13 protein-coding genes are annotated in these 11,677 nt (G+C 66.5%); 6 read left to right on the top strand and 7 right to left on the bottom strand.

Features of this window, described 5'->3' with window-relative positions:
• Window positions 1–136: 136 nt before the first annotated feature.
• Window positions 137–724, top strand: a complete 588-nt coding sequence (locus tag NA5_RS04265) for a TetR/AcrR family transcriptional regulator (protein ID WP_245672085.1) — start codon at window positions 137–139, stop codon at window positions 722–724.
• Between the two features lie 40 nt (window positions 725–764).
• Window positions 765–1,655: an alpha/beta fold hydrolase gene (locus NA5_RS04260; protein ID WP_062982070.1), complete on the top strand. Its 891-nt coding sequence runs from the start codon at window positions 765–767 to the stop codon at window positions 1,653–1,655.
• Window positions 1,656–1,831: 176 nt separating this feature from the next.
• Here NA5_RS04260 and NA5_RS04255 read toward each other — a convergent pair whose 3' ends face one another.
• Complete coding sequence (locus NA5_RS04255) at window positions 1,832–3,343, bottom strand: MFS transporter (protein WP_063813176.1); 1,512 nt, start codon at window positions 3,341–3,343, stop codon at window positions 1,832–1,834.
• A 15-nt stretch (window positions 3,344–3,358) separates the two neighbouring features.
• The gene (locus tag NA5_RS04250) at window positions 3,359–4,162 is read right to left on the bottom strand and encodes an acyl-CoA thioesterase (protein WP_062982069.1); all 804 of its coding nucleotides are present in this window, start codon (window positions 4,160–4,162) and stop codon (window positions 3,359–3,361) included.
• Between the two features lie 54 nt (window positions 4,163–4,216).
• On the opposite strand from NA5_RS04250, the gene NA5_RS04245 reads away from it, so the two are divergent.
• Genes NA5_RS04245 through NA5_RS04235 form a run of 3 tightly spaced genes read left to right on the top strand, consistent with a single transcriptional unit; the run spans window position 4,217 to window position 5,687 of the window.
• On the top strand, window positions 4,217–4,708 hold the full coding sequence (locus tag NA5_RS04245; protein ID WP_062982068.1) for a winged helix-turn-helix transcriptional regulator: 492 nt from the start codon (window positions 4,217–4,219) through the stop codon (window positions 4,706–4,708).
• Window positions 4,709–4,733: 25 nt separating this feature from the next.
• Complete coding sequence (locus tag NA5_RS04240) at window positions 4,734–5,150, top strand: NUDIX hydrolase (protein ID WP_084483861.1); 417 nt, start codon at window positions 4,734–4,736, stop codon at window positions 5,148–5,150.
• A 39-nt stretch (window positions 5,151–5,189) separates the two neighbouring features.
• Window positions 5,190–5,687 (top strand): hypothetical protein, encoded by a 498-nt coding sequence (locus tag NA5_RS04235; RefSeq protein WP_062982067.1) that lies wholly within the window; start codon window positions 5,190–5,192, stop codon window positions 5,685–5,687.
• Between the two features lie 225 nt (window positions 5,688–5,912).
• Here NA5_RS04235 and NA5_RS04230 read toward each other — a convergent pair whose 3' ends face one another.
• Window positions 5,913–6,758 (bottom strand): NAD(P)H-binding protein, encoded by an 846-nt coding sequence (locus tag NA5_RS04230; protein ID WP_062982400.1) that lies wholly within the window; start codon window positions 6,756–6,758, stop codon window positions 5,913–5,915.
• Window positions 6,759–6,838: 80 nt separating this feature from the next.
• Here NA5_RS04230 and NA5_RS04225 point away from each other — a divergent pair, with 80 nt between their 5' ends.
• On the top strand, window positions 6,839–7,822 hold the full coding sequence (locus tag NA5_RS04225) for an AraC family transcriptional regulator (protein WP_062982066.1): 984 nt from the start codon (window positions 6,839–6,841) through the stop codon (window positions 7,820–7,822).
• Window positions 7,823–7,828: 6 nt separating this feature from the next.
• On the opposite strand, the gene NA5_RS04220 is transcribed toward NA5_RS04225, so the two are convergent.
• From NA5_RS04220 to NA5_RS04205, 4 genes are read right to left on the bottom strand one after another with little or no spacing between them, the layout of a single operon-like run.
• Complete coding sequence (locus tag NA5_RS04220) at window positions 7,829–8,437, bottom strand: GTP-binding protein (protein WP_062982065.1); 609 nt, start codon at window positions 8,435–8,437, stop codon at window positions 7,829–7,831.
• Window positions 8,418–8,792, bottom strand: a complete 375-nt coding sequence (locus tag NA5_RS04215) for a DUF742 domain-containing protein (RefSeq protein WP_062982064.1) — start codon at window positions 8,790–8,792, stop codon at window positions 8,418–8,420. The genes NA5_RS04220 and NA5_RS04215 overlap by 20 nt, the downstream gene beginning before the upstream one ends.
• Window positions 8,789–9,184, bottom strand: coding sequence for a roadblock/LC7 domain-containing protein (locus NA5_RS04210; RefSeq protein ID WP_062982063.1), 396 nt, complete (start codon window positions 9,182–9,184; stop codon window positions 8,789–8,791). The genes NA5_RS04215 and NA5_RS04210 overlap by 4 nt, the downstream gene beginning before the upstream one ends.
• A complete protein-coding gene (locus NA5_RS04205; RefSeq protein ID WP_062982398.1) occupies window positions 9,162–11,612 on the bottom strand; it encodes a sensor histidine kinase in 2,451 nt (816 codons plus the stop codon). Before NA5_RS04205 ends, NA5_RS04210 begins: the two co-directional genes overlap by 23 nt.
• Window positions 11,613–11,677 lie beyond the last annotated feature (65 nt).

Below are 11,677 nucleotides of genomic sequence, written 5' to 3'. Positions count from 1 at the left end.
GAGGTCCTTTTCGGTATGACTCGCCGGCCGATTGATGTCGAGTTGGTGCCCTGATACGGTACGGAACGTGTCGTTTCGTAATGAGCGTTCCGCGGATCCGGCCACTGGGGTGCGTACCGGACGGCCTCGGGATCGAGTGCGCGAGGTCGAGATTCTCGCGTGCGTGTTGGAACTGCTTGGCGAGATCGGTTATGACGCGTTGACGTTCGAGGCGGTCGCGCGTCGTGCTCGCGCGTCGAAGGCGACGCTGTACAGGCGCTGGGAGACCAAGCGTGACATGGTGGTCGCCGCCGTCAAGGCCGGCCCCGCGTCCGGCAACTCGGCTGACGCGGTGGATACCGGCTCCCTCCGGGGAGACTTGATCGCTTTGTGTGAACGGCTCGACACCACCATGCGCTCGGCCGACGCGACAATGAGCTTGATGCTGCTCCAAGCGGGCCTGGAAGAACCCGACTTGTGCCGCCATATCGAAGAAGCGACCGGACCGACCGGGGCCAAACTGCCAGCATCGGTGATGTCTGCGGCCATCGGCCGCGGAGAGCTACCAGGGGGCGCGCAACCGTTCCCCTACGAGGAAATCACCGGGTCCGTACTGCTTCTGCGCAGGCTGAACGGGCTTCCTGCGGGACCTGAATACCTGGCATATCTGGTCGACACCATCCTGATTCCCGCTCTGCGAGCAAGCGTGAGACCCGAACCGCCGCTGCGGGCCATCTTCTCCTGACGACACATTTCTCTATCCAACCAACGAAAGGTGCACGCCCATGTCGGGCACGACGATCGACGGCTTCGACTACCGACAGTTCCCCGGGGAAGGCGGCGTCCATCTGAATGTCGCCACCGGCGGTGACGGCCACCCCATCGTCTTGTTGCACGGCTTCCCGCAAACTCACCTCATGTGGCGGCACGTCGCTCGTGAACTCGCCGAACGGTACACGGTTATCGTGCCCGACCTGCGCGGCTACGGCGCGAGCGACAAACCCGAAGAAACGACCCCAGACACCTACTCGAAGCGGACCATGGCGCACGACATCGTCAATATCGCGCGTGAAATCGGATACGAACAGTTCAGCCTGATCGGCCATGACCGCGGCGCTCTGGTCGGGGTTCGGGCCGCGCTCGACCACCCGGAGAAGATCACCCACTTGGGGATCCTGGATGTCCTGCCAACCATGGATACCTGGGACGTGCTCCACGGCGTCGATGCAGCGGTCGCCTGGCACCTATATCTGATGGCGCAACCAAAAGGCTTGCCCGAGCGGATGATCGAAGCAGTCGCCGAAGACTTCTTCAGCTCGTTCCTCGACGCCTGGGACCCTAGCGGGACCGCATTCCCGCCACACATACGCCAGCACTACATCGATAGTTCCACGCGCGCGGTACCGTCCATCGTTGCCGACTACCGCGCCACAGCCGGCATCGACCTCGAGATGGACCGAGCCGACCGAAAAGCAGGCACCCAGTTGGCCATGCCCGTGGGAGTGATCTCCCAGGACTGGGGGACGCGCCTCGGATTCGACGCATCCGCCCTGTGGCAGCAATGGGCCCCGGCCGCCACCTACCAGCCGATCGATGCCAGCCACTTCATGGCAGAGGAAAAGCCCGTGGACGTCACCGCCTTCATCCAGGAATTGGTACAACGCACGCCCGCATAAGTCGCCAACCCTCGAAGAATCTCCAATCGACGACCCGAGCCTCGGCAGGGTCACCCCATCCGTAACTCAGCGCCTCGTTGGACCTGTATCTAGGGCTTGGGATGATCTCGGCCCGTTGACCTGCCACCGAACTCCCTGACCAGCCGGTCTTGATCATTCGGACCCCCAACCAGCGGTCACTGAAACTGGCTGCGCGCCTTGGTTTTCAGCGGATCAGCACCTTCGAGGCGTTCGGTGCCCAGCAGACTCTCGCCGCTGTCCGCCTGCACACCTACCGAGCTCGAATTCTGGCTGGCTTGTGCCACAGTCGGTTCCGGCATGCGCGCACCGAGTCCGATCAGGCCTGCGAGCACTGCGACAGCGGCTGTCACGTACCAACTTCGGTGGAAGGCGTCGAGGGTCGCCTGCGCACCGATGGGGGAGCCCAGTGTCGCGACGACCACCGCGACGCCGACGGCAAGGCCGAGTTGACGTGACATGCTCAGTACCGCGGACCCGGTCGCGAACCGCTGCGGTGGCAAACCGGCACTGCCCGCGGCGAATGCGGTCGGCAGCGTGAGCCCGACCCCGAGCCCGCCGACCACCATGCCGCCGAGCAACCCACCGACATAATCGGGCTCGAGGGTGATGGCCTGGGCCCACCACACCATGCCCGCACCGAATAACACACCGCCCGCGGCGATCACCGGACCGGGACCGACCCGGCCGATGAGCCGACCCGCCAGCACCGCGACGACGGGCACCACCAGCGGGCCCGGTGCGATCGCCAACCCGGTTCGCAAGGCCGACCAATCCCACACGTTCTGCGCCCACAGCACCACCGAGAGCAGCATCCCGGCGAATGCGATCTGGAAGAACAGCGAATTGCCCGCCATGAGTGCGAAATTCGGTGCGCGCAGCAGCGCCGGATCCACCACCGGACTGTGGTGACGGGCCGAGGAAACCCCGAACGCGATCCCGAGAACCACCGCGACCGCCACCGAAATCAGCACTCCCGCCGAGGTCCACCCCCAATCCGACCCCTTGACCAGCGCCAGGATCAGCGACCCGATGGCGCCGATCAGCATCACCGCCCCGAACACGTCCGGCAGCGCACCACCGTCACCGCGAACGCGGGGCAGCGACCGCAGCCCCACGGCGACCGCCACCAACCCGATCGGCACATTCACCAGAAATACCCAGCGCCAATCTATTTCGACGAGCAGTCCGCCGATCACCGGACCGAGCGCGGCCCCGAGCCCACCGAAGGCCACCCACAACCGCACCGCCATCGGTCGCCGCTCGGGCGGGGTCGCGGCCAGCACCAGGCCGAGCGACGATGGCGTCAACATCGCCCCGCCCACCGCCTGCAATACCCGAAAAGCGATCAGCGACTGCACATTCCACGCCGCCGAGCACAATCCCGAACCCAGCACGAAGACCGCGAGGCCGACCAGAAATGTGGTCCGATTACTACCGCGATCACCGAGCCGCCCAGCGGGCACCAGCAGCGCGGCGAAGACGATCGCATACGCGTTGAGCACCCAGGACAGACCTGAGAGCTGGGTGTCGCCGAAATCTCGCGCCATATTCGGCAGTGCGACATTGACGATGAACAGATCCAGACTCGACAGCAGAACGCCGACCGAAACGATGGCGAGCACCACTCGGGGATCGATCCGATCTTTCGGCGCGACGACAGAACTCACGACATATCTCCCGATTCAGCCGAGGACTCGGCGGGTTTGACGAGCCGAGGCGAGCAGCGCGCCACCGCGATCCCAGATATCGATGTCGTCCACCGACCAACCGCCGCCCGTGCTGGCATTGCTCGCGCGGACCAGGACCGGCTGTTGGGTCGGCCGGGCCAGATCGGTGTGCAGATGCATCGAGAAGGCCACCGTCGGCACCGCGACCGGCGTGGTCAGGGTGGGGAAGAAGCCGGGCGGCAGTGCGTCGGCCAGCACCGCCAGTGTCGCGGCATCGATCGGCAACTCGGGGACCAGCGAAATCCATGCGCACATCCAGGCCTGGTCCGCACCGGTCAGCGGTAGCGGCCCTGCGGCCGGACGGATCTCGAAATGCGCTCCCGCGGGCACGATTTCGGGTGGCAGCCGGAATTGGACGCAGTCGTACGGCGCGGGCACGTTCGGCGCGGTGATCGGCGGGAGCTCGGGCACGCCGGTCGGCGTGGTCCGGCCGAAGGTGACCGCGGCGGATGCGACGGATACGCCTTCCTGATCGGCCGTCACTTCGACCACCGCGGTGCTGCGCCCCACCGGGTGCACGATCGCGCGGAAGGTGAAGACACCCTCGGTCGGTCGGCCGAGGAACCGCAGATCCACCGCGCGCACCGGGAGATCGGCGTCGCCCGCGCGTCGGGCGACCTCGACGAGCAATCCGGCAATCACACCACCGTGCGGTCCCGTCCACCCGCGCCAGGACTTGTCGATCTGGGCCCGCCAGATGCGGTAGTCGGTCTCGGCCAGTGCGAACTCATCGCCCAGCCGACTTGTCAGTTGCATCATGAAACTAACCATAGGATAGTGAGTTCTTTGAAGCAACCGACTATGCTGAGGCCCATGCGCAGGACCAGCTTCGACCAGATGAATTGCTCGGTCGCCCAGTGCCTGGAGGTCGTCGGCGAATGGTGGACCCTGCTGATCGTGCGCGACGCGCTGTTCGGCGTGACCCGCTTCGACGACTTCCGCGCACGCCTCGGCATCGCCCGCAATGTGCTCACCCAACGCCTGGAACACCTTGTCGCGCACGACATCATGGTCAAGGTGCCCTACCAGGAAAATCCGGTTCGCTACGACTATCGGCTCACCCCCAAGGGCCGCTCGCTCTGGCCCGTCGTCAATGCCATGCGGCAATGGGGTGACCAGTGGGCCGCCCCCGATGGCCCGCCGGTGCAGGCCGTGCACGAATCCTGCGGCAAGACCACGGTGATCGAACCGGTCTGCGCCGAGTGCGGTGAACGCGTACAAGGACGCGACCTGCGCCTCGTCGACGGTCCGGGCGCGGCGGGCGGGCGCTCGATCCTGCCCGCCGACCTCCAGCATGCCCATTGATCGATACGTCGATTAGGCTGCGGCGGTGGCGGACGGGCGAGTGCGGAAGCTGATCGACACGGTCGCGTGGGTGCGCATCGAGGGCGGGCGCATTCTGTGCGCGCGTCCCAAGGGCAAGGAGATCTTCTACATTCCCGGCGGCAAACGCGAGGGCGCGGAATCCGATCTGCAGACGCTGCTGCGCGAGATCGAAGAGGAGTTGACCGTCGCGCTGCTTCCGGAAACCGTCGCCCACGTCGGCACGTACGAGGCCGCACTGCACGGACCGGCCAGCGATGTGGTGGTACGGATGAGCTGCTACACCGCCGACTATCGTGGCACCCTCGCGGCGAGCAGCGAGATCGAAGAGGTCGCGTGGTTCTGCTACGCCGACCGCGCGCTGGTGCCGCCGGTCGATCAGCTGCTGTTCGACGACCTCGTCGATGCGGGCCGATTGGCCTGAGGTGCCCGCGGACGCGCCGCGCGGGATACCGTCGATGCCATGACCACGGTTCGCTCACTGTTGCGTTGGGCCGCATACGCGTTGGTTGCGCCGGTCATCGGTATCGGCCCGATAGCGAGCCGGTTTCGGGTCCCGCGCCGGTTACTCGGTATTTTCATCGCGCCGCGGGATGCCTTGGCGGTGCGTGCGGTCGTGCATTCGGTGCTGGCCGGTGCGGTCGGCTTGCTGACCTGGTTTCTGGTCTTTCTGGCAACCATCGCTGCGGTGCGCGGAATCTTTTATCCGCTCATCGCGGCCGATGATCTCGAACATTCGTGGGGCGGTCCGACGCTGGCCGGGGCCTGGACGGTGCACGCCCTGCTCGGGGTCGGGCTACTGCCCGTATGGGGTCTGGCGCTGGCCGGACTCGGCGCGGTGCAGGTGCGCCTGACCCGCCGGTTGCTCGGTCGGCACGGCCCGTGGTGGCCCATTCCGGTCTCGCTGCTGTTGGCCGCCGGTGGGGTGGTGCTGTTCATCGCCTGGTGGCATCAAGCCTGATGCGACGCAACCGCGCTCGACCACCCCGACCCGAACCCGCGATTCCGGTGCCGGACAACGCCTTTGCCGCCGCACTGGCCAGAGCCGCCGCCCGCGGCCTCCCCGTCCTACAGGGCTACTGGAGCCACAGCCACTTTCAGCAAACTTTCCAACCCCGTAAACCGGGGTGATGCGAGAGTCCTCGCGCCACCCTGGCAGATCATTCTGTTGGTAGCCCCTAGGCGGTCAGACCGACCAACCGCCAGCGGCAGCGGTGGACTTGGCGAATTCGGCGAAGGTCCGCGCCGGGCGACCAAGGGCACGCTGCATCCCGTCGGAAAGGTACTCGTCCGTACCCTCCCTGATCGGCGCAACCATGTCAGCGAAGGCTTCGGCATCCGCAGTCGGCAATCCCTGCTCGACGAGTTCGGCGACGTAGTCCTCGACGGAAAGCGGCACGTAGCGGATTTCGCGACCGGCGACCTCGGAGATCGTGGCGACCGCCTCGGCCAGCGTCACCGCCCGCGGCCCGGACAATTCATAGATCTGGCCCGAGTGCTGATCCTCGGTCAGCGCGGCGACCACCACCGCGGCTATGTCCTCGGCATCGACGAAACTGGCAGCCCCATCGCCACCCGGCAGCCGCAGCTCACCCGCGCGGATGGCATCGGCGAAAAAGCCCTCGCTGAAGTTCTGCGCGAACCAGCCCGGCCTGCTGATCGTCCACTCCAGATCGCTCTCCCGCACAGCGTTCTCGGCATCGAGGAGGCCGTCGAGAATACCGCTGCTGTCCTCGGTGTAGTCCGGATTGTCGATCCCGCGCCCCGAGGCCAGCACGACCCGCTGCACCCCATGGTGAATCGCCCGCTCGATGAACGGGCGGACAAGCATCGTGCCGTCCAGCTGCACGATGTAGACCGACCGCGCGCCCTCGAGGGCAGCATCCCATGTGCTGGTGTCGGTCCAGTCGAAAACGTGCTCACCGCCCCGGGCCGCCGCGCGGACCGGAAGCCCCTTGGCCCGCAGTTGGCTGACGACGCGGCTGCCGGACTTACCGGTGGCCCCGGTGACAAGAATTGGAAGTTCAGACATGACCCCAGTCAACCGGCTGGCGGTCAGACGATCCATGGCTGATAAGCTCCACTTGATGTCTAGACGTCTACGCTAAGGGCATGGATGCCGTGGCGGAGCTGTTGGCGGATGTGCGGGCGCGCGGCGCCGTCTTCCGACAGGCGATCATGCGACCCCCGTGGGCTATGCGGATAGCCAGCGGTGCCCCGCTGACGCTGGCCACGATGCTGAACGGCCATGCCTGGATCGTTCCCGACCGGCACGAACCGGTGCTCATCGAGACCGGCGACATCGCCGTCATCTGCGGCGACGTGCCCTACGCGGTTGCCGACGACCCCGCGACCACACCTTCGCTGGTGGTGACCAGCGCCGACTACTGCTCGTCGGCCGAGGGCGTCGAGCACGCCGCCGCGCTCGCTCGGACCTGCGGAACGCCGGACGAGGGCGCCGCCGTGCTACTCAGCGGGGCTTTCGAGCGCCGGGGCGAGCTCAGCGACCGGATTCTGCAGGCCCTTCCCGCCGTGCTGGTGGTGCCTGCCGCAGACAGCCCCGCTCCGGCGGTGGAGATGTTAGCCGAGGAGGTCGTCAGACAACGTCCGGGACAGCAGCTGGTGCTGGATCGGCTGTTGGACCTTATGCTGGTCTCCGCGCTGCGCAGCTGGTTCGAAAACCCGGACGCCAATGCCCCGGCCTGGTGCCGCGCACTGGACGACCCGATAGTGGGTGCCGCGCTGCGGCTGCTGCACGCCACACCCTCCCACTCGTGGACTGTGGCGGACCTGGCGATCGAGGTGGGAGTATCGCGGGCGGCCCTCGCCCGGCGATTCACCGCGCTGGTCGGCGAACCACCGATGGCCTATCTCGCGAGCTGGCGGATCACCTTGGCCGCGGACCTGCTGCGGGAGACCGACCATACGGTAGGCACGATCGCTAGGAAGGTGGGCTACGCCAACGCCTTCGCGCTGAGCGTGGCGTTCAAGCGGCTGCGCGGCACCCGGCCCAGTGATCACAGGAACCCGGAACCGAGGCGGCGGGCCAGCGGGCCCGGCGCCCCGGTCATCAGCACCCGGCTCGAATATCGGTAGCCGCGATCAGGTGGCGACCGGAGACCGCCCGGCCCGTTCGATGAGGTGCTGCACCAGGTTCAGCAGCACTTCCTTGGATGAAGCGCGGTCGCGGGCATCGCACAGCATGACCGGGATGTGATCGTCGAGATCGAGTGCGTCGCGGACCTCGTCGACCGTGTAGACCGGCGCACCCTCGAAGCAGTTGACCGCGACCAGGAATGCCAGCCCCCGGCGTTCGAAGAAGTCCACGGCCGCAAAGGAATTGCCGAGCCGACGGGTATCGGCGATGACAACCGCGCCCAGCGCGCCGCGGGACAGTTCATCCCAGAGAAACCAGAACCGGTCCTGGCCGGGTGTGCCGAACAGGTACAGCACCAGGTCTCGGTCGATGGTGATGCGCCCGAAGTCGAGCGCGACCGTGGTCGTGGTCTTCTGTTCGACGCCGGACAGGTCGTCGACTCCGGTGCTGACCTCGGTGATCAACTCCTCGGTGCGCAGCGGCGCGACCTCGCTGATCGATGACACCATGGTCGTCTTGCCGACGCCGAAACCACCGGCGATGAGAATCTTGACAGAGGCCGCCAGCTGCGGTGTCGCACCGGGTCGGGTCGGGTCAAAGCTTTCGGATGCCATCCAGTACCGCTCGCAATATGTTGAGATCGCCGGGACCCGCCTCCGGCTGCACCGGCGCCCGGAAGATCAAGTGGCCCTCGCCGATCAGATCGCCGACGAGAATCTTGGTCACCGCCAAGGGAAGTTTCAGATAGGCCGCCACCTCGGCGACCGACTGCGGTGCTCGGCACAGTCGCACGATATCCGCGTATTCCGGATCGGTCCGCCGCAGCGTGCGCGGCGGATCGGCCGTGACGACCACGGTGAGCATGTCCAGGTCATGGCCTGCTCCCATCACCCGCCCGCGGGTGACCGCATAGGGCCGGACCAGCGGACCGGCCTCCTCGTCGAACCATTGCCCACCGCCGTGTGTCATGGCAAACGCGCTGGGGTGGATAGATAGGTGCCGACACGTTGGACGGTGACATTCATTTCGTATGCCACCATTCCGAGATTGGCCGATTCGGCCGCCTGCAGTGCCAAGCAGGCGTTGTCGCCCGCGGAGGTCACGAACAGTACCGCTCGATCGAGTTCGATCACGGCTTGGCGGACCCCGCCGCCGTCGAAGCGGCTGCCCGCACTGCGGGCAAGACCGTAGAGGGTGGAGGACATGGCGGCGAAATGTTCGGCGTCCTCGCGGGTCATCGCGGTGGAGCGGCCGAGCAGCAGGCCGTCGGTGGACAGCACCACCGCATAGCGCACGCCTGCCAGTCGATCGACGAGATCGTCGAGCAGCCAGTTGAGATCACCGGGGCTGGAAGAAGTCACCGTTGCCTTCCTGTTCATCCGAGTGTTTACCGCTCGGTCCCTGATATGTGTCGACTTGCTCGGCGGCAGCCACCTCGGGCAGCCCGGCATCGGGGACCGCGCGGCGGCCCTGCCTGGTTCCGTTCTCGATGGCGGACATCAGATCTCGGGCCTGCTCCGCCGAGCGTTCCCGCTCCGGCGGCTGCTCGACTTCGGGCTCGGCCGGGGTCGACTGCGCCAATTGCGGCGCGATGCTGGCCTGCCGGTTGCGTCGCGGCAGTGCGGGCCTGGTGTCGGGCGCGGTGGGCTCCGGCGCCTCGAACGCGGGGCGCGGTGCTTCGACGGCGGGCGGTGCCAGCGGCGGGGCGGTGAGTACCGCGGACTCGGTTGTGGCGCCGCCGTAGGGGGAGGAGTCGACAAAGGGGACCGGATGCCGTCGCCTGCGTGCCGATTCCATCGGCTCGGAATCGGTTGTCAGAGCGGCTTGTTCGTTGGCGAGCAGGGCCGTGGGGATGAGCACGATGGCGCGGATGCCGCCGTAATCGGATTCCGACAGCCGGACCGAGATGCCGTGTCTGGCGGCCAGCTGCGCGACGACGAACAGGCCGAGCCGGGAATCGGAAGACAATGCCGCGACACCGAAATCCGGTGGCTTGCGTAGCATCTCGTTGACCCGGTCGATCTCTGACTCGGTCATGCCCATGCCCTGATCGCTGATCTCGGTGACCACGCCCTTGCCGACCACATTGCCGCTCACCTCCACCCGCGACTGCGGCGGCGAGAACGAGGTCGCATTGTCCACCAGTTCGGCGAGCAGATGGATGAGGTCGGCCACCACCGCGCCGAGCACATGGATTTCGGGCAGCCGTGACACGCGGACCCTGGCGTAGTCCAGGGTTTCGCCGACCGCGCTGCGCACCAGATCGATCAGCGGCACCGGATTGCGCCACTGCCGCCCCGGCTGACCGCCGCCGAGAATGATCAGGTTCTCGGCATTGCGACGCTCGCGGGTGGCGAGGTGATCGAGCCGGAACAGAGTGTCGAGCAGGACCGGATCCTCTTGGCGCTCTTCGGCTTTGTCGAGAATTTCCAGCTGCCGGTGCACCACGATCTGGCTGCGATGCGCGATATTCAGGAAGACCGCCTTCACACCTTCCCGGGTGCGCGCCTCGGTCACCGCACCCGCCACGGCCGCGGCATGCGCGTGCTGGAAGGCCTTGGCCACCTGACCGATCTCGTCGTGACCGTAATCCAGTTCCGCGGATTCGGCCTCTGGATCGATGAGCTCCCCCTCGCCGAGGCGGCGCATCAGCTCGGGCAGCCGTTCATCGGCCAGCGCGAGGGTTTCACCGCGAAGCCGCTTGAGCCGGTTGATAACTCGATTGGCCAGCACGATCGCGATCACGAAGGCCAGCAGGCTGACCACGACGACACCGCCACCGGCCCACGCCGAACGCGCGGTAGCGTCGGCGGCCTTGTCCTCGGCCAACTTCTGCGAGTACTTGTTCTGAGCGATCCACACGTCGATCAGCCCGCGGTTCACCTCGCTGGCCGCGCTGTGCCACTCCTGGGTGCTCAATGGCAGAGGTGGCTGGGTCGGCTGTTTGGTGGTGCTGCTCGACGAACCCGATGAACTCGACGAGCTGGAGGTGCTGCTCGTCGCCGTGGTATTGCGTTGGGCCAGCGCGTTTTCCATGGCGGTCAGCTGCTGCCAGGCCTGGCCCGCCATCAGCGTGTGCAGGCTCTCCTGCTGCTTGGGGTCCAGTTCGCCCGTTAGATTGGCGGCCTCGGCGTGATAGAAGCCGATCTGGCGCAGGTACTCCTCCATCGGAATGGGGGTCGGCCCGTTCGCATTGACGATCATCCCGGCGAGCGCGGTGCTGCGCGACATCGCCTCGGCCACCAGGAAGATTCGCATACCGTCGGCGATATGCACGCCGATCTCGGCATCCGGTGCGGACTGCTCGGCGAGTTCGGTGCCGAAGGTGATGATGTCGAGTAGTCGGTTGTAGAAGTTGTATGCGTCCGGGGCGGGCAGCGTACCGGCATCGGTAAGCGTACGGACCTGGTTCATCGACGTGGACAGTGTCATGAAGTTCGCGGCGTTGTCGCCGATCTTCGAGTCGTCCACTGCCCGCAGTCCGGCGGCGGCGTCGATCAGGCCCTTCAGCGCGCCGTCGAGTCGCATCCGGGCGACACCGAGCGCGGGGGCGGCGTTCTCGTCGCCGGTCAGCGCCGCCAGCGTGAGCTGACGTTCGCTCTGGACCGCCTCGAGCAATTCGCGGGTGGCGGGTATGGCCTGCTGATTCTGTGCGGCCCAGTCCTTGGCCTTATTTCCCTCGGCAACCAGATATCCCGCCGCACCCACGCCGACCACGAGCAGAGTCAGACTCGGCACGAGCGCGATCGCCAGAATCCGCGTTCGGACCCCGAGCCTCGCTCTGAACATCGCCATAACCTAAACCAGTTGTGACCATTTCGTTGCTCACGTCCCGCTGAGCGGGACTCGAGTTG

This window comes from Nocardia anaemiae NBRC 100462, assembly GCF_001612725.1.
Taxonomy (GTDB): Bacteria; Actinomycetota; Actinomycetes; order Mycobacteriales; family Mycobacteriaceae; genus Nocardia; species Nocardia anaemiae.
The sequence above is the reverse complement of the archived record's forward strand: the minus strand, read 5'-3'. Positions and strand labels throughout refer to the sequence as shown.